Genomic DNA, 18,488 nt, shown 5'->3' on the forward strand with positions numbered 1-18,488 from the left:
AGTCGATCCGGCGCTCGTGGCCCAGGATCGTTCCACGGCGTCGCGCGCGCCCGCCGCCAGCAGTGGTTGCCTCCCGCTCTGTGGCACGGACTGTCCGGGCCCGGAGAGCACCAGGTGGCATCGCCTCCGGGCAACCCGACCAGGCCTACCGCCGGGTCGGCGCGTAGTCCCGGACAGGAGGCATCGCTCCAACTGCACCGGGCCCGGGACCCGGTGGGCGGAGCGGCTTCGCCGGACCTAGCGGGCGAGCGACCCGTTCTGGGCGTCGGACGCAGACTGCCACGCCCGCATGCCCGCCAGGGACGCCTCCTTGGCCTGCCGCCACTTCATGGCCGCCTGCTGGGCCGGGGGCACGTCCATGTCGCGAATCATGCGCCGACCTGCCGTGAACACGGCGAAGGCCGCGATGGCCATGCCGGCGCACGCCACCATGGCTCCGGCTGCGGTGAGCACGGCACCGGTCGTGACGAGCCGGGTGTCGATCTCGATCGTCCGCTGGGACTGGTGGTGATGCTGGTTCATGACTCCACCATCCAACGGGGGGAACCACCTCGCATCCCGACCAGCGGCTCAGGACGCCGTATCACCCAGGTGGTGGTACGTGTAGCCGTGGCGTCAGGCGAGGAGACCGCAGAAACCGTGAACTGCGCGGGGTCCTCAGGATCGTCATCTCGTCGGCCCACTCGATGACCTGCCGCAACGGCTTGACCAGGGGAGCTCCGGGCCCCTCCGACTTTCAGCGCATTTCCCTTCCAACACGCAATTTCCTGCTCAAACGACCCGCTCAGGCGGAGTGATGGGCCAGTTCCAGGTGCGGGTCCGGACCACCCTGCACTGGCGCCGGGTCGGCGTGCACGAGGACGGCGGTCAGTTTCGGAACGGCGTGCAGCAGAGCGTGCTCGGCACCGACGGCCACGCGGTGGGCTTCTCGTGCACTCAGCTCCCCGTCGACGACGACCGCGACCTCCGCGCGCAACTGGTGGCCGATCCAGCGCAGCCGGAGCTCGCCCACCGCCCGCACGCCCACGACCTCGCCCAGCGCGTGCTCGGCGGCGTCGACCAGAGCGGGATCGACCGCGTCCATGATCCGGCGGAAGACCTCCCGGCAGGCGTTGCGCAGCACCAGCAGGATTGCGGCGGTGATCGCCAGGCCCACGATCGGGTCGGCCAGCCGCCAGCCGAGCGCGGCGCCGCCGGTGCCCAGCAGCACGGCGAGGGACGTGAATCCGTCGGTACGTGCGTGCAGTCCGTCGGCGACCAGCGCCGCCGAGCCGATCTCGCGGCCGACGCGGATGCGATAGCGGGCGACCCACTCATTGCCGAGGAAACCGATGACACCGGCAGCCGCCACCGCGGGCAGATAGCTGATTTCCTGCGGGTTCAGCAGCCGGTCGATCGCGGCCCAGGCCGTGAAGGCGGCGGAGGCCGCGATGGTCAGCACGATGACGATGCCGGCCAGGTCCTCGGCACGGCCGTAGCCGTAGGTGAAGCACCGGGTGGCCGCCCGGCGGCCCAGCACGAAGGCCACCCCGAGCGGCAGCGCGGTCAGCGCGTCGGTGGCGTTGTGCACGGTGTCGCCGAGCAGTGCCACCGAGCCCGACAGGACCACGACGACCGCCTGCGCCACCGCCGTCACCCCCAACACGGCGAGCGAGATCCACAGCGCCCGCATGCCTTTGGCGGAGGACTCCAGCGCCCGGTCGACCTTGTCGGCGGACTGATGGGAATGAGGCTTCACCAGATGCCCCGCCTTGTGCCGCCACCGCGCCCAGCGGTCCGTGTCACCAGGTCCGTGACCGTGCTCATGACCGTGCTGATGCTCGTGCGGGTGGGTGGGCACGTTCTGCTCGCTCACGAATCTGGCCTTCCGACGCGGGACAGGGAGGTGGACACGGGGACGAACCCTCCTTCATTATGTGCATATGAGCGCACGCATGCACCTCTCACCTGCGAACGGTTCGCACCCGCAAGATCCGGGCGCCGAGCAGTTCGTCCGGGCCGCCGAGGTCCTGGGCCTGCTCGCCGACCGAACGCGCCTCGTGCTGCTGCACACTCTCGGCAAAGGCGAGGCGGACGTCACCACGCTGACCGCCGCCTGCGGCGCCGCCCGCCCGGCGGTCAGCCAGCACCTGGCCAAGCTCCGCCTCGCGGGCCTGGTCGATGCCCGCAAGGACGGCCGCCGTGTCGTTTACGCCCTGACCGACGGCCACCTCACCCGCCTGGTCGGCGAGGCGCTCAGCCACGCCGACCACGATCTGTCGGGCATCCCGCGCCACGACTGACGGGGAGCCTGCCCTACCGGGACCTGTTCCGCGCCAGCCACCGCCGTCCCGCCAGCGCAGCCGCGAGATGCGCCACAAGACCAAGACCGACCATCGCCAGCCCAACCCGCGCGCTGATCCACAGGTGCACCGCGACACCCGCGACCAGCAGCAGCGCGAAGGCGATCCGCAGAGTGCGGTTCATGTGCAGCATCCGGCTCACCGCACGATTTCCGGCCGGGTGGCCTGCACATAGCGCAGGTGCGGCCTCACGTCGCCGCGTGCTCCCACCTCGAAGCCGGCCGCGGCGGCGAGGCCGTCGAGGAGATCCACCGGGTTGTGCTCCATCGCCGGGCCGGTCAGTGCGCCGATCAGGTGGCGGCCCAGCCGACTGCGCGGCGGCCGGAAGTCGGCGAGCAGTAGTCGTCCGCCGGGGCGCAGTACCCGGAACATCTCGCGCAGCGCGGCTGGCCGCACGTCGGCCGGGATGTGATGGATCGCCAGGCTGGTGACCACCACGTCGAAGGAGGCGTCCGGCATCTCGAGCGCCTCGGCGACCCCGGTCTCGTACGAGCAGTCAGCGCCGGCCTTGCTCCGCGCGTAGCCGATGACGGTGGGCGAGGGATCGATGCCCACGGCACTGCCGCCGGGTGCCACCGTCGCGGCGACCAGCCGGGTCAGGTAGCCGGTACCGCAGCCCACGTCGAGGACCTTGTCCCCGGGGCGGGCACCGCTGAGTTCGACCAGGCGCGAGAACGCCCGGTGCCGCCGCCCACCGAAGAAGACCGCCGTGAACACCTCGTAGGCGCGGGCCGGGCCGATCGTCTCTCCCCGTGTGGTCGTCTGCGGATCGCCGTGCAGGAGTCGTCCGAGGGCCATCACCCCTCCTTAACTTAGTCGCGACTAAGAACACTCGCCAGCTTAGTCACGACTAAGTTATCCGTGCAAGGGGGTTACGATTTCCCCCGTGACCGACTCAAGATCCGCCACCCGGAAAGGTGCGCCGCGCGTCCGGCTCCCCTCCGCACAGCGCAGGGAGTCGATCCTGACTGCCGCCACCGAGGTGTTCGCCGAATCCGGGTACCGGCGCGGCAAGGTCTCCGAGGTCGCCGCCCGGCTCGGGGTGAGCGAACCGGTGGTCTTTCAGAACTTCGGCTCGAAGGCGGCACTGTTCGCCGCCGTCCTGGACCGGGCCGTCACCAGGGTCCGCGACACCCTCAACAACGCGGTCGACCACGGCGCAGCTGTGTCCGACCTCCTGGCGGAATTCCTGGCCCCGGACCACATGGACCGCTTCCACACACCAGGATCGCTCGGCTTCCTCTTCGCCGACGCCTCCTCACTCACCGCCGAGCCCGGAGTCGACGACGCAACGCGCCACGCACTCGAGCAGCTGGCGGAGGCTTTCGCGGACCTGCTCCGCAGCGGACAGCGCGACGGCGACATCCGCCCCGACCTGGACCCGGCAGCCGGCGCGTGGTGGCTGATGTCGATGCTGTCCGCACGCACCTTCCGAGCCGCCGTCATCCCCGACCGGGCCGCCCTGGAGACCCGACTCACCGCCATGACACTCGACGCGCTGACCGCACGGGAGCGGTCCGCCGAACCGTAAACCCTGCTAATCATCGGCCTGCTGTCCTGCGCTCAGTCGATGCCGTGATCACCCACGACGATCAACAGCACGATGTTGAGCAGGAGTTGGACCAGGGATCCGCGCGGCGCTCGCGCACGCGCCCGTCTGGGAGGAGGTCGAAGCAAAACGCTGTCGTGGCGAGGTGCGCGGCGCCGTCGTCGCTGTATTGGCGGAGATGGTACGGGCAACTCAGTCGCATGGGCGGCGCTCACCGCTGCGCGGGACCGCCCGAGGCAGCTGTTGGCGAGGCGGTTCACCGTCGGAGGAGACAGCTCCGTAGCGTGCACCCCTTCAACTGTGCCGAGCACCATGACGCATGAGGTGCACCGTACGGGAGTCCTCACCTCAGCGGCTCATCACCTGTTGCGCCTCCTCCGGCTGCCAGGTTTGGTGGGTCCATGCAGTCAGATTCAGCCAATTCGGGCGACCGCGCAGTGCCGCCGCTCGAGCGGTCGCACTGGGTGGCGTTCGCCGGGATCCTTCTCATGCTGAGCGGCCTGTTCGACCTCATCAACGGCTTCGTCGCCCTGCTGGACGACGGTTACTACGAGACGACCGCCGATCATGGAAACCGGCTGCTCATCTTCAACTATGCCGCCTGGGGCTTCCTGTGGATCATCGTCGGCATCGCCCAGCTCCTGGCCGGCGTGGGCGTGTTCGTCGGGTCGAGGGCCGCGCGGATCACCGGCATCGTGCTGGCAGCCGCCTGCATGGTGGGCCAACTGATTTTCCTCTCCGCCTTCCCCCTGTGGTCGGTGATCACCATGGCCCTGTCCGTGCTCGTCATCTACGGACTGGTCGCCGAGCCGCGCCATGTTCCGGGTGCGCGGGTCTGACCTCTGGTCGTCCGACTTCACCCATGACGCCCTTAGGCTGCCCGCACTGACTGTTCGTCCACCTTCGCCGTGAGCCGGAGCGGGGACGACGCCGACGAGCTGCGCGGCTACTGGGACAAGCTGTCCGCCAGAGGCAATGTGTCCGTCCCCCTGGAGAAGCTGTTCATCGGCCCCGAGGCCGAACGCCGCTTCGGCTACCGGCACTTCATGGACCTCACCGCGGTGTTCACCGCGGCTCCGGAATGCACCATGCTCTCGGGCCGTACCGAACGGCCTCAAGTTCTGCGCCGCACTGCCGGACAGTGACTTGGACATCGCTCACAAGAGGCCAACAGGCCGACAGCGTGGACCGGCCCCAGGAGATCAGGCTCGTACGTCTCGCTGCTGAACTTCCTTGAGCACTCCGGCCGCCGTCACGAAGTCGTTGTCCACATGGAGGACGGTATGCCCGTGGTGGACCGCGGTCGCACACACCAACAGGTCGATCGCTCCTGCCGCGCGATGCTGACCCCGCTGGGTCAGTTTGTACTGGGCGGTGTCGACCCAACGCCAGGCATTCTTCGGAACGGGAGAGAGGCGGCAGAGTGCGTCCAACTCCTCCGCGAGCTCGTCCCGGTGGGACGGGCTGGTTGCCGAGTGGAGAAAATCGGCGCGTGTCGGCTCGCAAAGGTGGAACACCCCGGAGGCGATATGCCCCTCCCAGGGCGGCAATGCTCCGGGGGTGCGGAACAGGTGCCACAGGGCGGTTCCCTGTACGCGCCGTTGTCCAGTGAGTTTCAACCGACGCAGTCCTGCCGGGGGAAAGCCCTGCCCTGCAACGATCCCCATTCCGGCCTGACCTGAAGGAATCGGAGTGGATGCCTCCAAGGCGTCGCAGGCCCGTCAGGCCGTGCAGGACCGGGCCCCGCGCCACCCGCACCGTCTCCACCGGGACATCCCCCGGCACCTTCGTCTGCATCGACACCGACAGCACCGTCAGGGACCCGACCATGTCAGCTCGAGGCGAGGGCCACCGTCGGAGAGACCCGCGCCGCGCGCATCGCCGGATACAGCCCGGCCACGGCCCCGATGACCAGAGTGCCCGCCGCTGCTGCCAGCACCGCGGTCGCCGGCAGGGCGACCGGCCAGCCCCGGTGCTCCGCGTACCCGATGGTGATCAGCAGTCCGAGGACCGCGCCACCGCAGCCCCCGAGCCCGGACAGCACCAGGGATTCGGTGAAGAACTGGTTGCGGACCTGGCCCCGGGTGGCACCGAGTGCCCTGCGCAGCCCGATCTCGCCACGTCGTTCCAGCACCGCGATGATCATTGTGTTGGCGACACCGATGCCGCCGACGAGCAGGGCGACCGCTCCGATACCGAGCAGCAGCCCGGTGAACGCCTCCTCGGCGGCTAGCTTCGCCGCCAGCGCGTCCGACGGTCGGGCGACCCGTACCGCGTCGGGCTGTTCCGGATTGACCGTACGGGCCAGCACATTGCGGACGTCGGTCACCGCGTGCTCCTCGGCCCGGAGGTAGACGGCCGTAGGGTGCCCGTCGAAGCCCAGGTTCTGCTGCGCGGCCTTGAACCCGACCAGCGCCGAGCTGTTCAGCTCGGGTGCGAGCACGACCGGTTCCAGGATGCCGATCACCGTGAAGGAACGACCGCCGATCAGTATCTGGACATCCGGATCAGCGCGGACGACGCCCAGCCTGCGGGCTGCGGCGGAGCCGAGCACGACCGCCGGATACCTGCCCGTGGCCTGGTTGAGCCAGACTCCACTCGACGTACGTACGCCCAGGGTGGCCAGGAGGTCGGGGTGGGTCGCGGCGACCTCCAGGGCGTTTGTCTCTTCCTTCGGGATCAGGTCCGAGCGGTACACCTTGGCGTCGACCGTCCCGACGGCACTCGCATCGGTCACCGGTGGCACCCGGCGCACCATCCCGGTCACCCCAGTGGGCAGCTTCGCCGCTCCGCCGGTCAGGGACTCCCCCGCTTCGACGTGCAGCAGATTGGTCCCCAGTGTGTCGAGGGTGGCCTGGAGCTCCGCGCGGCTGGAGGTGGAGATGCCCATCACGGCCACCATCGCGGCGATACCGATGGAGATCCCGGCCGCCGAGAACACGGCGCGCATGGGTTTCGCGCGCAGCCCGGACAGGCTCAGCCGCACGACGTCGAGCGGTCCGAGGCGGGCCGGGCGCAGCGCAGGTCGGGAGGGTGTCATCGGGCGGCCTCCGCGGTGCCGGGGGCGGTACCGGCGGTCGCACCTGGGGCGGTACGGCCACCGTCGGGCGGGCGATGACCACCGTCGGGCGCGGGGCGACCGCCGTCCTCGACCATCCGCCCGTCGCGCATGGTCACCCTGCGCGGCAGCCGGGCGGCGAGTTCCGTGTCGTGGGTGATGACGACGATCGTGGTGCCGTCGGCGTTGAGCTCCCGCAGCAGTTCGACGACGCTCGCCCCTGACGCGCTGTCGAGAGACCCGGTGGGTTCGTCCGCGAGGAGCAGGGAGGGCCGGCCTGCCACCGCGCGGGCCAGGGCGACCCGCTGGCGCTCTCCGCCGGACAGCTCGTGCGGGCGGTGCCGCAGCCGGTGGCCGAGGCCGACCCGGCGCAGGCTCTCGACGGCGGCCGCGGTCCTGGCGCGCCGGGACAGTCCGGCGTACAAGAGCCCCTCGGCCACGTTGTCGACCGCGCTGACCCCGGAGGTGAGGAAGAACTGCTGGAAGACGAAGCCGATGTGCTCCGCCCGGAGCGCCGAGAGTTCGCGGTCGGACAGCCGGTCCACGGCGTAGCCCGCGATGGCGACGCGGCCATCGGTGGGCCGGTCGAGGGTGCCCATCAGATTGAGCAGGGTCGATTTCCCGGATCCCGAAGGGCCGACCACGGCGAGCAGTTCGCCCGGCAGGACGCGCAGCGACAGGTCGCGGACGGCGTGGACGGGCGGGCTTCCGGGGTAACTGCGGGTCACCCCGGTGAGCTCGATGACGGGATCGGTGGGCGGTGCCGACCCGGCGGCCGGTTCATTCGTCACCTCAATGTTGGCGTTCACAGCGCGGGCATCCCGACCTTGAGTCCCTCGGTGATTCCGGTTCCCGACACCTCGACCCTGCCTCCGCTGAACATCCCGGTGGTGACCCGGATGATGCGTGTGGTGTCGCCCTTGACGACCTGGACGCCGTATCCGCCTTCCCGCAGGGCGAGCAGCGCGGCGACGGGTACGGACAGCACGCTCTGGCGCCGTTCGCTCTCGACCTCGATACGGACCGGGGCGTAGGTGAGGGTGCCCGCGGCCTTCTGGTCGAGGAGGGCGATCTTTACGACGACGGTCTGGTCGCCACTCTCGGGGTTCTTCCCCCCGCCGCCGTTCCCCCCGCCGTTCCCGCCGCCGCCTCCGCCTCCGTCGCCGCCGTCGCCGTTGTCCTTGTCGTCGTCGCCTCCCCCGCCGCCCACCACCGTGCCGACCGAGGTGACCTTGCCGGCGACGGGTTTGTCGCGGCCGGGGAGAGTGACCAGCACCCTCTTGCCCACGGGCAGCAGCTGCTGCTGGGACATCTTGGCCTTCACGGTCACGGCCCGTTCGGCCTTGGTCGTGGCCAGGACGGGGCTGCCGCTCTGCGTCTCGTCACCGGGTTTGCGGTCGGCCGCACCCGCCCGGACGGACTGCGGCGCGAACAGGACACGGCCGAGTTCGAGCCTTCCGGTCTTCGGCAGACCGAGGTCGCGCTGCCAGCGTTTCACCGCGTCGGCCGTGTTGTCGGTGAACTCCTCGTCCACGGTGAAGCCGGTGTAGCCGAAGGCGGCGAGGTTGCTCTCCAGCTGGCGTACGTCGCCTCCGTCGGACATGTCCGGTCCGAAGGCGCGGTAGGCCGGGATCTTTCCGTACAGGAGCACCACAGGTTTCTCGTCGACTCGGTAGAGGACGCCGCCGCGGGAGACCGTCTCGCCGGGGCGGACCACCCAGGTCACGGTGCCGGTGAGGCGGTTGGGCAGATACACCTCGTCCGCGTACTCCAGTGTCCCGTCGAGCTTGTCCGTCGAGGCCAGGTCGCCCCGGGTGACCGGTGTGGTCGCGGTCTCCGAGAGCCGGGCCGGCGGCTCGTCGCCCGGCCGGTCGCGGAGCACCACGGCGGCGACCGTTCCTGCGGTGAGTACGACGGCGATGGAGACCAGCAGCACTCGGGAGCGCCGCGGGCGGGGGGCGTGGTCGTCGGCCCCGGTCACGGTGTCGGTGTGTGCCTGGGGCCGAGCGTGGACTTCGGTCATGGCTTCGTGCTCGCCGCCACCGTCTTTCACTGCCCCTCATCCGGAAGCGGACCGGCCTCCTTGTAGCACTCCTTCGACGCCTTCTCGTGCTCCGCCTTCTGGTTCTCCTTGACGTTGCCCATGTCGAAGCCCTTGGCGCGCATGCACTTCTCGACCTTGAGGCGCCAGACCTTGCGCTCCTCGCTCTCCTTGCCGCCGGAGGCCGCGCCGCCACCGCCGCTGTCGCGCTGGTCCATGAACTGCTTGCAGGCGTTCCGCGCCTTGTCGATCTTGGCCTGGTCCTGCGTCTCGGTGACCTGGATCGACAGGTTTCCGTCCTTGGCCGGGTCGTCGACCGTGAGGCCGTTCTGGCGCAGGCAGCGGACGAACTTGAGGACGCCGTCCTCCGGCTCGCCGCCACCCGGCTTCTTCGCGCTGCTGCTGGGCGCCTTCTTACCGCCGGTGGAGGGGATGTCGCTCTTCTCGTCGGACCCGCAACCTGTGAGCACAACGAGCGGGAGCAACGCGGCGACGGAACCCATCGCGATTCGATGTAATCGTTGCAGTTTCAACGTCGACTCCTCGTCGAATACTCTCTGGAGAATTCTGCACTTCAGCTGCGACAGTCATTATTACCGAGGGCCACCGAGAGACCGATGAGAGGCTCATGAAATTCATCTGAGAAGAATGGGACGAAATCATTCCGGTGCCGGTGCACAAAAAGATCGAACTCGTGGACTGTCCGGGCAGTCCACGAATTCGATCTTCAGCAGTTGCGAGCGGCCCTGGTCAGCCGCCGATCGAACCGCCCCAGATGGCGTACGTACCCGACGGGCACCACATCGTGTGGTTGAAGGTGCCGTAGTAGTACGTCGGGAAGATGTACCGGTAGCCGTTGGAGCAGTCGATGTAGACCCGGTAGCCGTTGCCGGAACAGGTCATGTACATGTATTGGCCGGACGTGTAACCGTTCCAGCAGCTGGCCATGGTGTGGACGTCGCCCTTGGCGGCGGCCTTGACACCGGTGGACTTGTCGAGCGACTTCGAGGCGACCTCGGTCTTCGTCTGACCCTGGGCGTTCTGCGCTACGGAGACCGCCTGACCGTTGCCGGTCGAGGCCGCGCTCGCGGCGGGCGCCAGGCCCACTCCGGAACCGAGCATCAGCAGGGCGCCGGCCCCCACCAGACCAAGATTCTTTCGAATACTCATCTCTCCCCATTCACTGCGTTGGTTTTGCACCAAACCAGTCGGCATTTGACTTGCACCAATGCCCACCGGCCGAGCGAACGCCCTGATTCTTTCCAGAGGCTCAGAAGCATGTCAATTCTCATGGACCTCTCATGATCACCCCTATGCGGTGAATAAGTCATTCCGTACAATCGCCCGGCCGTCGAGCGAAGATCACCCGGAATCGCATATGCGCCGGTCACCACACCGGGCGACAATATTGAGTCGCGCATTCCCTTTGAGACATGTCGTCAATCAGCCATTAATTAGTGGTCAGCTTCGGAAGTCCTTCGGGGGTTGATCATGCTTCCAAGTCGACGGAGGATTCTTCCTGGTGATCGGTGGTGTGCGGGCCTGGCCGGCCGATCGTTCAGGTCGGAGGTCGCGAACGTCCTGGAACGGCTGTGCTGAGCTGTTGTAGCGCTCTTCGAATGCTCGGGAGCAGGTTGGCGACCTGCTTCAGGTCGCTGAAGTCGTTCGGCGAGACCACCTGCGCTGGACAACGGAGAAGAAAAGCTCCACCTGGTTGAGCCAGGAGGCGTGGACGGGCGTGTGGACCATGACCGTGTTCGGGAATGCGCCGGTCAGGCGGCTGGAGGCCGTCTGACCGCCGTGGAACGAGCGGTTGTCGACGATCCAGAACACGCGTTTGGCGCCCGCGTAGGGTTCCTGGCTCATGACCTGGGTGACGAGGTTCAAGAACGGCTCGATGCCGATGCGCGGCTCGGTGAAGCCGAACGCATGGGCGCGGTGGACGTCGTAGGCGGCCAGGCAGGCCAGAACACCCCTCGTGCCGTGCAGTGCGCATGGGGCTGGATCGACCGCCACGTCGACATTCGGGAGGCCGGCCTCGTCCTGGATCCCCTGCTCACCAAGGCCCGCCGGCCGGCCGCCCGCGCGGAAGCGATGCTCACCCCCGGCGAGTGCGCGGAGCTGGCCCGCCTCACCGTGCGTTGGCTGTCCGGACACGACTCCGAGCGCCCGCCCCTCCTGGCCAAGACGTCACTCGACCCGGACGTCAAGACCGGTTGCTGGACCTGACGTTCGACTACCTGCGCCGCCACCCGGTGAGCGAGCACACCAGCTGTCCGCTCACCATGCTGCTGCGCCAAGACCTCACCGACGAGCAGCTGCGGAGCGTGATGACTGCGACGTTGCGCTGGGTGGACGCCCACCCGTCGCGGGACAGCGCGTTCCGCCTGCCGGCCGGCGCGCTGCGCAGCCCCCGAGCCGAGCCGGCCGACCGTGGCAGGCCGGCGGCCGCGGGGTCAAGGTGCTCTCCACCAACCTGCTGGCCACTGATGCGCAACACCACCTGATCCGCCATCTCCTGAAGTGCCGGGCCGAGATCGGGCCCGAGTGGAATCGCTTCGTCGCCCGCGCCTGTCTGGTGCTCGCCGACGCCGGACTGCCCAGCAACGCCATGAAGTTGCTGCGCGCCTTGCTCAAGTGCGCCGACCGGCTGGACGCCCCGACGCTGCAGAGCCTCCACCTTGCTCGGCCCCAGCACCGCACGCACCCACAGCAGCGGCAAGCGCAGTTCAGGGAGGGGATGTGGTTGTAGAGGGGTGCAGGCGCTGACGCCGAGCAGGCGCGCGAGGAACTCGACGCTGTCGCTCGGGGTTGGGCGACATGTCGCGGGCAGCCAGGCCGCCCTGGTGCCGGCGACGATGAGTTTCCGCCAGGGTTATCGGATGGGGTGGCGACCGGAGCACCGGGACCATCCACGTAGATCGCTTCGAGCACGCCGATCTTGTGGTCCTTCGGATCGACGACGTTGTGGTTGCGCTACTCACGGATATCGGCTGCCTGGATCATGGGGTGCCCTCCTGAGCGTTCACTCGGCCGACGCGAAACGCCACACAAGGAGTCGCAACCAGTCAAGATGGGTGGGCCTTTTGCTCTTCCAGGCTATCCGGGAACCCACGCGCCGCGCCCTCGCGCGCCGACGGTATCGACCGTGGTAATCGACAGGCATGCCGATGAAGCCTTCCCATGCCGCAGGCCGTGCATCTCTATTCGGACTGCTGCGCCGCGCGATCAGCCGTTCCCCGGTCGGGCGCGGATGGCGGCGGGGCAGGGATCTCGAACTGTGGTCGCGCGCGCTGGGTTTCGCGGCGTTGGGGCTCCTCACGCTGGTGCCGCTGCTGATCATCGTCTCCTCCGCCGACCCTGAGAACGGGCGGGGGTTCGCGCAGTGGCTCGGCGAAGGGCTCGGCGTGTCGATCGCCTCCAGGGCAAAAGTCGAGCAGTTGTTCACCCGGCCCGGCCAGGCACTGCGGACCACGACTGCCTTCGGCATCGCCGCCCTTGCCGTCTTCGGCCTGAGCTTCGGGGCCGCGGTACAGACCGGATACGAGAAGGTCTGGGACCTGCCGCCGGCCCGTTGGTGGGCCAGGTGGCGGCATGTGGTCTGGCTCGGTGTCCTCACCGGATACCTCTTCGTCTCCGCCACCACCACGCTGCGGCGCGAACCCCTTGCGGGTGGGGCCGTCGCGTCGCTGAGCGCCGTCCTGTTCCTCTGGTGGTCCCAGCGCATGCTGCTCGGCGGGCGGATCCGCTGGCGCGCCCTGATTCCCGGCGCCGTGGCCACCGTGATCGGGCTGCTCGGCCTGAGGGTCTTCTCCCGGCTCGTCTTCTCGCCGCTGATCGCATCCAACACCATCACCTACGGCCCCGTCGGAACTGTCCTGGTCATCCAGTCCTGGCTGGTCGGCGTGGGCGCCGTCGTCTTCGGCGGCGCCCTGATCGGCCGGCTGGTGCACGAAGAGATCCCACGCGCGGCACATGCACTGAAACGGCAAGGGTGAGATCCCAGAGCTGGTCACGCCTGACTCGGGCAGGATCCCAACGCCCTCCGATGGGTTTCCGCGGGCGCTCAGCGCCGGGCGAGTTGGCGCTCGCCGCGGGTGCCCGGCTGGTAGGTCAGGCCGTAGTGCTTGAAGATCGCTTCCTCCTCCTCGGCCGGCAGAACGTCGTCCGTTCCGATCGAGGGGCACTCCTTCACCAGTGCCTTGTCATGGGCGACCTTGACGTAGCCGGGTCCGACAGTCGCGCCGTTCAGCGGTACAAAGACCAGGCGGTGCCGGGTGGGCAGACCGGTCTGAACGGTCGCCATGGCCGGCTCGTCGGTGCTGGTGTCCACATAGATCGCTTCCAGCATGCCGATCTTGTGTCCGTCGCGGTCAATCACATCGTGGCTGCGCCACTCGCGGATATCGCCCACGTGGATCATCCTGGATCCCTCCCGGAGGCCCGACCGCTCGGGGCGTGCTCGCCGACCGTTGGTCGCGCCTGGCCCCGGGCCTGTGACCTCAGCACTTCTCAGTGTGCCCCCATCCGCGACCCGAAACCAGCGCGCACCCTGTGACTGCTCCTGGGCGCCGCACCGGTCCAGCCGGTGCACCCGGCGCCGGGCAGACCGGGATGGGCTTCCCTGCCCTCCCGACCGTCGGATTGACCTCTGCGCAGCCTCCCCAGCCGAGTGGAGAGCCCCAGGGCGACGGGGAAAAAACCGACCTTTGCGGCACGAGCTCATCGGAGCGGAACAGGTCATGGCATCCGGGGGCTGGGGACTCTCCGGCCAGACTAGTCCTGCGTGTACGCCGCAAGACAGCCCTGCCGGGCGTCAGATGGCCGCCTGACGCCTGTTCAGGGATCGCGTCGACGACTAGCTTGTGTGGTGCGGCCCGGGCCCCCGGCAGCGTCGAGCAGTTACCGCGCTCCCTCGGGGGCGCACCTTGCGCATCGATGCCGGAACCTGCCTCGTCACGAGCGTGGCCGCCCCGCAGTCGCCGTCGCTACGCGATCCTGGCGCAGCCTCGATGCGCCCCAAGCGGGCACCGTTTCCGCTGCCCGCGGCGTCGCACGTATCCGACAACTGGCGGTACACATGTACGCGCTGATCGTTCCGGCTGCAGTCCCCTTCGTCCTGCTGGGCACCGTGATGGGCCTGTCCTGGTGGGAGGACCACGTCCTGCCACCGGCCAAGGAGCCGGCGGAAGCCCCCGAGGCTCCCTTCACACCCGAGGCCCCAAACCCCACTTCGCAACTCCCCAGTAACACTGGCCCGTTGACAGGGCTCGCCGACCGGCGTTGACTGACACCGACGGCGTAGGGCTGTGGTGCTCCGGATTCCCCGGGCAAAGCCTTCACCTTCGCTTCGCCCAGCCCCCGCGGAACGCAGGACATGTCCCTGTGACCGCGTGGAGGCGCAGCCATGCTGCTCTGGATTCTTCTCCTTCTGCTGATCCTGGCTCTGTTCGGGTTCGGCTTCACCATGCAGATCCTCTGGTACGTAGCGGTAGTACTGCTGGTCGTCTGGATCGCCGGGTTCGCCATGCGCGGCCGCGGCAGCAGTCGTGGCGGGCGTCGCTACGGCCGAAGCCACCGGTAATCCGTACCAGGCCGCTGCCCCACCCGCGGGAATGGCGAGTCGTACGTCAGTCACGCGCGGGAGCCCCACCTCAGACGGGTACACGGAAGCCTCACCCCATAGACGAGTAGAGGACAGTCATGAGCTTCGAACAGAAGATCAGGAACAAGGCACAGGAACTCAAGGGCTGGATCACGGAAGGCATTGGCCGAGCCACCCGCAACACGCGGCTGAAGAGGCAAGGGAAGACCGACCGAGTCGTCGGCAACCTGAAGCAGTCCGGCGCCAAGGCCAAGGACGCCTTCAGGCGCTGACCACCACCGCCCCGGGTGGTGGCCACGTCGGGTGGACCTCATCCGGCAGGCACCGATGCGGGGCACGAACGACAGGGGCTGATGGGAATGCAGCAGAGAGACTTACGAGCCGAGAGCCAGAGAGGGCAGCCATGTTCACGGCCGTGATCATTACCGTGGCCGTCATTGTCGTGGCCGCCGCCCTCTTCGCCGGACTCGGCCGGGGCGGTGGCGGCCGTGGGTTGAAGCGACGATTCGGCCCGGAGTACGACCGTGCCGTCGCCCGCCACGACGGCGACACCAAGGCGGCAGAGCGGGAACTCGACGAGCGAGTAAAGCGGCACGGTTCCCTCAAGGAGCAGCCGCTGCCGCACGAGGCCCGCGAGCAGTACGTGGCCCAGTGGGCCGGAATCCAGCAGCAGTTCGTGGACTCGCCTCAGAAGGCGGTCACCGAGGCCGACGCAGTGTTGGCGCGGCTGGCAAAGGACCGGGGCTTCCCCGACGGCGAGCAGTTCGAGGAGCAGGCGGCCGCGATCTCGGTACACCACGTCGACCATGTCGAGGGCTACCGCAGGGTGCACACGGCGGTGCGTGGCCAGGGCGGCACGGAAGAGATGCGGGAGGCCATGGTCGAGGCCCGAGGTCTCTTCGACGCACTGATCACAGACCAGTCGGCCGACTCGGACCGACGCCGTCAGAAGTCCCGTGACGACCGCGGCCACGCACCGTGGACGCTCGACCGCCACCACACGAAGGGCAGTGACACGCGATGACGTACAACGCGGAACACGCACAGCAGCCCCAGGCCAAGAACCCGGTTCCCGCTGCCCCGACCGCCCCGCCCATACCCCGCCCCGAACCGGCTCGGCAACCACGCGAGCCGGCCATCAGCACCGAAGGCCCCGCCCGCACCCCGGGCTCGGAGCAGCAGTTGCTCCCGCAGGGGGCACGGGACAAGGTGGCCATCCGCCTCCAGCAGGCCCTCAACTACTTCGTCGAGAGCCCACGCCAGGCGGTGGAGGACGCCGACAGCGCCTTCGACGAAGTCGCCACCCACCTCACCGAAGCACTCGCCCAACGGCGGCGCCTCCTGCGAGCGAGCTGGCAGGGCCAGGACACCAAAGCGGAGACAGAGGAACTGCGACTCGCACTACGGCAGTACCGGGAGATCACCGAGCAGCTGCTGCGCATGTGAGTGGTCGACGCGCAGAACTCCCCGGTCCTACTGGTCCGTTGATAGCAGACGTCGCACAGCATTGACTGACGACGACGCAGGGCTACGACGCTTCGGACTCTCCGGGCGAAGTCCTCGTCGTCCCGCTCGCCGGGACCCCGCGGGACGCTGGAAATTTCCCGCACCTGGAGGCCCAGCCATGCTGTTATTGATTCTTCTTCTCCTACTGATTCTGCTCGGGTTCGGCATCCCGATGCTGATCCTGTGGTACGCCGCGGTCCTGCTCCTGGCCATCTGGATCCTCGGCTTCGCCGTCCGCGGCGGTAGCCGATCCGCCCACGGCCACCAGTGAAAGCCGACGTCAGGAGGCTCGTCCGGGCCAGGTCAGCGGACCGGCAGCGCGAAGCGCAGGATGCGCCCGCAAATCGAGTCGGCACGGTCGTTCAGGCCTCCAGCGTTGCCGCGCCGGCTCGGACTCGTCTGCACCACCGGTCCATGATTCGCACGAATGCTTGACCCATAGCAGGGAAGACGACCTATAGCGGCGCAGCCACCGAATCACGTGTGGTTCGCCGTCCCATGGCAGGAGAAGTCAGATGCTGGCATTCGCGGCGGCCGTGCTCTTCGTCATCGCCTTCATCATTCACGTCACCGAGACGTCGACCGAGGTGATCTTCAGCCCGACGAGCCTCATGCTTGTCGGGCTTGCCCTCCTCGCTGTGCACTCGGGCGGCGTGGGGTCTGGATGGTCCCCCAGGGGCCGCGGACGCCGGCGCTGAGCGAGGTCACGACGTCAAGACTCGCTACCCGTTCACCCCCGCGGACATCTGCGCGATGTCGGTGACGCTCCCGTCATGCGAAGCCACCTCCTCGCATGTTCCGCAGACTGCCGTGCCCGGGCGGCCGTCGTCGGCCGCACTTCGTGCCGCGTGTCCAAGTACCGTGCAGCGTAACGGATATGCACGCCCCGCCCCTCGTCTTGGCACCGTCCAGGCTCTGAGAATGGGCGGCTTCAGGCCGCCCTCTTGGACCGGTTGAGGACTATGCTGCTGTGTGGACGTCCTAGACCCCGGCGGCATGTTGTTGCTCAACACAGATGGCTGCGGGGAGCGGATCTTCCGTCCGGTCACCCGGCGCATCCCCTGGAGGGAACTGGGTGGGTCCCCTGTCCTGGCGCACAGGCTGTTGGACCGGCCCTCGCTCTGCCTCCGCCGAAAGTACGCCCTCTGCCGGGAGCGCGTCACGAGGAGCCGGGAGTCCGGCACCGCCGCATCCGCTGCCCGGATGGTCTTCTGAACCGAGGCGTTATGCCCATTCCGCAGCTGAACGTCTACCGGCACGACAGAGGGAGCCGGGCGTTGCTCACCCTGGCCGGTGAGATCGACTTCGACACGGCCCCGATAGTGCGCGAATCGCTGGAGAAGTGCCTGAGCGACGGTATCCGCACCATCGACGTCGACCTCACCACTGTCACCTTCTGCGACTGCAGCGGCCTCAACATTTTCCTCCACGCGTCACAGCAGACCGCCGCAGCCGGTGGATCCCTCCAACTGCACTACCCGCCGCCGCTGGTGGCTCGGCTCGTCGACCTCACCGGCTCCGGTTTCCTGCTCCTCGGCCTCCCATTCGGATGCCTGCCGGCTTCTCTCCGGGGCGGACTCGTCCCGACCGCTCCAGCCCCGCCGCAGCTGCTTGCTTCCCTCACGCCTGCCCTCTCGGGCGGTGTGCTGTGATGGCCTGGTCCCGGCAGCGGCAACCGCGGAACCATGATGGTCCCGATACGTCTGCCACGGATGCGGTGCGTCTGCGCCGGCTGAACCGCTGGCAGGCCGAGGACCTGTGTGAGGAACTGGCTGATCTGTACGTGGAGTCCTCGGACCTGAGGCCCAGTGAGGGGTACCGCAGCCGCAGCCGGGGAGAGTTCCTGCACCGCCTCAGTGGCGACATCCGGCGGCCGGGATTCGCCATGGTGATCGCGGAATCGACTGCCTTGGTGGGATGTGCCTTCGGATTCCCCGTGAGGAGCGACGACTTGTGGTGGCTCGGGTTCGACGGGGCACTGCCACGCAGCATCGAGCAACTCACCGAGTCCGACAATGTCTTCGCGATCAACAAGATCTTGGTCGCTCCGCACGAGCAGGACGATGACATCGCCCGCCGACTGCAGCAGCGGCTGCTGACCGACCACCAGGCGTCGCTCGGTGCCACCCTGGTCGATCAGGCCGACCATCCGTCCCTCGCTTCCCTGCGGTCCTGGGGCTGGCGAGACATCGGAGAGGTCTGGAAGCCGGCCGGCCCCACCATGTTCCGCGCACTGGTTCTTCCCCTCGGAGAACGAACGACCAGGAGACTGAACGGACTTGCTCGCCATGCCTGGACCCGGTGGCCCGGGTGATACCGAAAGGCCGGTCGTGCGGATCCGGGTGCTGGTGGCCAAGCAGGCAGCCCGACGTGGCGCCCGGGTCGGC

At 68.4% G+C, this 18,488-nt stretch carries 27 protein-coding genes; 15 read left to right on the top strand and 12 right to left on the bottom strand.

Annotation, left to right across the window (positions count from 1 at the left end):
* Window positions 1-237: 237 nt before the first annotated feature.
* Together ACI2LP_RS05130 and ACI2LP_RS05135 are read right to left on the bottom strand one after the other, a co-directional pair.
* On the bottom strand, window positions 238-522 hold the full coding sequence (locus ACI2LP_RS05130) for a hypothetical protein (RefSeq protein WP_404723187.1): 285 nt from the start codon (window positions 520-522) through the stop codon (window positions 238-240).
* Between the two features lie 262 nt (window positions 523-784).
* Complete coding sequence (locus tag ACI2LP_RS05135; protein WP_404723188.1) at window positions 785-1,855, bottom strand: cation diffusion facilitator family transporter; 1,071 nt, start codon at window positions 1,853-1,855, stop codon at window positions 785-787.
* Window positions 1,856-1,922: 67 nt separating this feature from the next.
* Here ACI2LP_RS05135 and ACI2LP_RS05140 point away from each other — a divergent pair, with 67 nt between their 5' ends.
* The gene (locus ACI2LP_RS05140; RefSeq protein ID WP_404723189.1) at window positions 1,923-2,282 is read left to right on the top strand and encodes an ArsR/SmtB family transcription factor; all 360 of its coding nucleotides are present in this window, start codon (window positions 1,923-1,925) and stop codon (window positions 2,280-2,282) included.
* Window positions 2,283-2,295: 13 nt separating this feature from the next.
* On the opposite strand, the gene ACI2LP_RS05145 is transcribed toward ACI2LP_RS05140, so the two are convergent.
* Together ACI2LP_RS05145 and ACI2LP_RS05150 are read right to left on the bottom strand one after the other, a co-directional pair.
* Window positions 2,296-2,466 carry a hypothetical protein gene (locus ACI2LP_RS05145; RefSeq protein WP_360876904.1) on the bottom strand — a complete coding sequence of 57 codons (171 nt, stop codon included), beginning with the start codon at window positions 2,464-2,466 and terminating at the stop codon, window positions 2,296-2,298.
* A 14-nt stretch (window positions 2,467-2,480) separates the two neighbouring features.
* Window positions 2,481-3,140: a class I SAM-dependent methyltransferase gene (locus tag ACI2LP_RS05150; protein WP_404723190.1), complete on the bottom strand. Its 660-nt coding sequence runs from the start codon at window positions 3,138-3,140 to the stop codon at window positions 2,481-2,483.
* A gap of 88 nt (window positions 3,141-3,228) precedes the next feature.
* On the opposite strand from ACI2LP_RS05150, the gene ACI2LP_RS05155 reads away from it, so the two are divergent.
* From ACI2LP_RS05155 to ACI2LP_RS05165, 3 genes are all read left to right on the top strand, one after another.
* On the top strand, window positions 3,229-3,873 hold the full coding sequence (locus tag ACI2LP_RS05155; protein WP_404723191.1) for a TetR/AcrR family transcriptional regulator: 645 nt from the start codon (window positions 3,229-3,231) through the stop codon (window positions 3,871-3,873).
* 419 nt (window positions 3,874-4,292) lie between these two features.
* Complete coding sequence (locus ACI2LP_RS05160; RefSeq protein ID WP_404723192.1) at window positions 4,293-4,730, top strand: hypothetical protein; 438 nt, start codon at window positions 4,293-4,295, stop codon at window positions 4,728-4,730.
* 69 nt (window positions 4,731-4,799) lie between these two features.
* Window positions 4,800-5,036 carry a hypothetical protein gene (locus ACI2LP_RS05165; RefSeq protein ID WP_404723764.1) on the top strand — a complete coding sequence of 79 codons (237 nt, stop codon included), beginning with the start codon at window positions 4,800-4,802 and terminating at the stop codon, window positions 5,034-5,036.
* Window positions 5,037-5,093: 57 nt separating this feature from the next.
* On the opposite strand, the gene ACI2LP_RS05170 is transcribed toward ACI2LP_RS05165, so the two are convergent.
* The 7 genes from ACI2LP_RS05170 to ACI2LP_RS05200 form a co-directional block, all read right to left on the bottom strand.
* Entirely contained in the window at window positions 5,094-5,510 is a 417-nt protein-coding gene (locus ACI2LP_RS05170) for a PIN domain-containing protein (protein WP_404723193.1), read from the bottom strand.
* 212 nt (window positions 5,511-5,722) lie between these two features.
* A complete protein-coding gene (locus ACI2LP_RS05175; RefSeq protein ID WP_404723194.1) occupies window positions 5,723-6,931 on the bottom strand; it encodes an ABC transporter permease in 1,209 nt (402 codons plus the stop codon).
* Window positions 6,928-7,758 (bottom strand): ABC transporter ATP-binding protein, encoded by an 831-nt coding sequence (locus tag ACI2LP_RS05180; protein ID WP_404723195.1) that lies wholly within the window; start codon window positions 7,756-7,758, stop codon window positions 6,928-6,930. The genes ACI2LP_RS05175 and ACI2LP_RS05180 overlap by 4 nt, the downstream gene beginning before the upstream one ends.
* Window positions 7,755-8,972 carry a peptidoglycan-binding protein gene (locus ACI2LP_RS05185; protein WP_404723196.1) on the bottom strand — a complete coding sequence of 406 codons (1,218 nt, stop codon included), beginning with the start codon at window positions 8,970-8,972 and terminating at the stop codon, window positions 7,755-7,757. Before ACI2LP_RS05185 ends, ACI2LP_RS05180 begins: the two co-directional genes overlap by 4 nt.
* A 26-nt stretch (window positions 8,973-8,998) precedes the next feature.
* A complete protein-coding gene (locus ACI2LP_RS05190; protein ID WP_404723197.1) occupies window positions 8,999-9,493 on the bottom strand; it encodes a hypothetical protein in 495 nt (164 codons plus the stop codon).
* A gap of 247 nt (window positions 9,494-9,740) precedes the next feature.
* On the bottom strand, window positions 9,741-10,160 hold the full coding sequence (locus ACI2LP_RS05195) for a hypothetical protein (protein ID WP_404723198.1): 420 nt from the start codon (window positions 10,158-10,160) through the stop codon (window positions 9,741-9,743).
* A 477-nt stretch (window positions 10,161-10,637) separates the two neighbouring features.
* The gene (locus ACI2LP_RS05200) at window positions 10,638-11,006 is read right to left on the bottom strand and encodes a transposase (RefSeq protein ID WP_404723199.1); all 369 of its coding nucleotides are present in this window, start codon (window positions 11,004-11,006) and stop codon (window positions 10,638-10,640) included.
* Between ACI2LP_RS05200 and ACI2LP_RS05205 the strand changes: the two genes are divergently transcribed.
* The 3 genes from ACI2LP_RS05205 to ACI2LP_RS05215 all read left to right on the top strand — a co-directional run bounded on the left by ACI2LP_RS05205 (window position 10,920) and on the right by ACI2LP_RS05215 (window position 12,988).
* The gene (locus ACI2LP_RS05205) at window positions 10,920-11,219 is read left to right on the top strand and encodes a hypothetical protein (RefSeq protein WP_404723765.1); all 300 of its coding nucleotides are present in this window, start codon (window positions 10,920-10,922) and stop codon (window positions 11,217-11,219) included. The genes ACI2LP_RS05200 and ACI2LP_RS05205 overlap by 87 nt on opposite strands.
* A gap of 232 nt (window positions 11,220-11,451) precedes the next feature.
* Window positions 11,452-11,742: a hypothetical protein gene (locus ACI2LP_RS05210; RefSeq protein ID WP_404723200.1), complete on the top strand. Its 291-nt coding sequence runs from the start codon at window positions 11,452-11,454 to the stop codon at window positions 11,740-11,742.
* 412 nt (window positions 11,743-12,154) lie between these two features.
* The gene (locus tag ACI2LP_RS05215; RefSeq protein WP_404723201.1) at window positions 12,155-12,988 is read left to right on the top strand and encodes a YhjD/YihY/BrkB family envelope integrity protein; all 834 of its coding nucleotides are present in this window, start codon (window positions 12,155-12,157) and stop codon (window positions 12,986-12,988) included.
* Window positions 12,989-13,056: 68 nt separating this feature from the next.
* On the opposite strand, the gene ACI2LP_RS05220 is transcribed toward ACI2LP_RS05215, so the two are convergent.
* On the bottom strand, window positions 13,057-13,413 hold the full coding sequence (locus tag ACI2LP_RS05220) for a PRC-barrel domain-containing protein (RefSeq protein WP_404723202.1): 357 nt from the start codon (window positions 13,411-13,413) through the stop codon (window positions 13,057-13,059).
* Between the two features lie 984 nt (window positions 13,414-14,397).
* On the opposite strand from ACI2LP_RS05220, the gene ACI2LP_RS05225 reads away from it, so the two are divergent.
* The 8 genes from ACI2LP_RS05225 (at window position 14,398) to ACI2LP_RS05260 (ending at window position 18,415) form a co-directional block, all read left to right on the top strand.
* Window positions 14,398-14,574, top strand: coding sequence for a hydrophobic protein (locus ACI2LP_RS05225; protein WP_404723203.1), 177 nt, complete (start codon window positions 14,398-14,400; stop codon window positions 14,572-14,574).
* Window positions 14,575-14,693: 119 nt separating this feature from the next.
* On the top strand, window positions 14,694-14,867 hold the full coding sequence (locus tag ACI2LP_RS05230) for a CsbD family protein (protein WP_175256302.1): 174 nt from the start codon (window positions 14,694-14,696) through the stop codon (window positions 14,865-14,867).
* A gap of 131 nt (window positions 14,868-14,998) precedes the next feature.
* Complete coding sequence (locus tag ACI2LP_RS05235; protein ID WP_404723204.1) at window positions 14,999-15,619, top strand: hypothetical protein; 621 nt, start codon at window positions 14,999-15,001, stop codon at window positions 15,617-15,619.
* Entirely contained in the window at window positions 15,616-16,041 is a 426-nt protein-coding gene (locus ACI2LP_RS05240) for a hypothetical protein (RefSeq protein ID WP_404723205.1), read from the top strand. Before ACI2LP_RS05235 ends, ACI2LP_RS05240 begins: the two co-directional genes overlap by 4 nt.
* A gap of 178 nt (window positions 16,042-16,219) precedes the next feature.
* Entirely contained in the window at window positions 16,220-16,372 is a 153-nt protein-coding gene (locus ACI2LP_RS05245) for a hydrophobic protein (protein WP_404723206.1), read from the top strand.
* A gap of 244 nt (window positions 16,373-16,616) precedes the next feature.
* Complete coding sequence (locus ACI2LP_RS05250; RefSeq protein WP_328678076.1) at window positions 16,617-16,799, top strand: hypothetical protein; 183 nt, start codon at window positions 16,617-16,619, stop codon at window positions 16,797-16,799.
* A gap of 528 nt (window positions 16,800-17,327) precedes the next feature.
* Complete coding sequence (locus ACI2LP_RS05255) at window positions 17,328-17,753, top strand: STAS domain-containing protein (protein WP_404723207.1); 426 nt, start codon at window positions 17,328-17,330, stop codon at window positions 17,751-17,753.
* 65 nt (window positions 17,754-17,818) lie between these two features.
* Entirely contained in the window at window positions 17,819-18,415 is a 597-nt protein-coding gene (locus ACI2LP_RS05260) for a hypothetical protein (protein WP_404723208.1), read from the top strand.
* Window positions 18,416-18,488: the final 73 nt, after the last annotated feature.

This window comes from Streptomyces sp. NPDC019890, assembly GCF_044903445.1.
Classification (GTDB): Bacteria; Actinomycetota; Actinomycetes; order Streptomycetales; family Streptomycetaceae; genus Streptomyces.

Excerpts from the sequence above, each read along its gene's own strand:
- ACI2LP_RS05130 (WP_404723187.1), bottom strand. The coding sequence starts at position 522 with ATGAACCAGCATCACCACCAGTCCCAGCGGACGATCGAGATCGACACC.
- ACI2LP_RS05140 (WP_404723189.1), top strand. The coding sequence starts at position 1,923 with ATGAGCGCACGCATGCACCTCTCACCTGCGAACGGTTCGCACCCGCAA.
- ACI2LP_RS05145 (WP_360876904.1), bottom strand. The coding sequence starts at position 2,466 with ATGAACCGCACTCTGCGGATCGCCTTCGCGCTGCTGCTGGTCGCGGGT.
- ACI2LP_RS05150 (WP_404723190.1), bottom strand. The coding sequence starts at position 3,140 with ATGGCCCTCGGACGACTCCTGCACGGCGATCCGCAGACGACCACACGG.
- ACI2LP_RS05160 (WP_404723192.1), top strand. The coding sequence starts at position 4,293 with ATGCAGTCAGATTCAGCCAATTCGGGCGACCGCGCAGTGCCGCCGCTC.
- ACI2LP_RS05175 (WP_404723194.1), bottom strand. The coding sequence starts at position 6,931 with ATGACACCCTCCCGACCTGCGCTGCGCCCGGCCCGCCTCGGACCGCTC.
- ACI2LP_RS05185 (WP_404723196.1), bottom strand. The coding sequence starts at position 8,972 with ATGACCGAAGTCCACGCTCGGCCCCAGGCACACACCGACACCGTGACC.
- ACI2LP_RS05190 (WP_404723197.1), bottom strand. The coding sequence starts at position 9,493 with ATGGGTTCCGTCGCCGCGTTGCTCCCGCTCGTTGTGCTCACAGGTTGC.
- ACI2LP_RS05195 (WP_404723198.1), bottom strand. The coding sequence starts at position 10,160 with ATGAGTATTCGAAAGAATCTTGGTCTGGTGGGGGCCGGCGCCCTGCTG.
- ACI2LP_RS05205 (WP_404723765.1), top strand. The coding sequence starts at position 10,920 with ATGGGCGCGGTGGACGTCGTAGGCGGCCAGGCAGGCCAGAACACCCCT.
- ACI2LP_RS05215 (WP_404723201.1), top strand. The coding sequence starts at position 12,155 with ATGCCGATGAAGCCTTCCCATGCCGCAGGCCGTGCATCTCTATTCGGA.
- ACI2LP_RS05220 (WP_404723202.1), bottom strand. The coding sequence starts at position 13,413 with ATGATCCACGTGGGCGATATCCGCGAGTGGCGCAGCCACGATGTGATT.
- ACI2LP_RS05225 (WP_404723203.1), top strand. The coding sequence starts at position 14,398 with ATGCTGCTCTGGATTCTTCTCCTTCTGCTGATCCTGGCTCTGTTCGGG.
- ACI2LP_RS05230 (WP_175256302.1), top strand. The coding sequence starts at position 14,694 with ATGAGCTTCGAACAGAAGATCAGGAACAAGGCACAGGAACTCAAGGGC.
- ACI2LP_RS05235 (WP_404723204.1), top strand. The coding sequence starts at position 14,999 with ATGTTCACGGCCGTGATCATTACCGTGGCCGTCATTGTCGTGGCCGCC.
- ACI2LP_RS05240 (WP_404723205.1), top strand. The coding sequence starts at position 15,616 with ATGACGTACAACGCGGAACACGCACAGCAGCCCCAGGCCAAGAACCCG.
- ACI2LP_RS05245 (WP_404723206.1), top strand. The coding sequence starts at position 16,220 with ATGCTGTTATTGATTCTTCTTCTCCTACTGATTCTGCTCGGGTTCGGC.
- ACI2LP_RS05250 (WP_328678076.1), top strand. The coding sequence starts at position 16,617 with ATGCTGGCATTCGCGGCGGCCGTGCTCTTCGTCATCGCCTTCATCATT.
- ACI2LP_RS05255 (WP_404723207.1), top strand. The coding sequence starts at position 17,328 with ATGCCCATTCCGCAGCTGAACGTCTACCGGCACGACAGAGGGAGCCGG.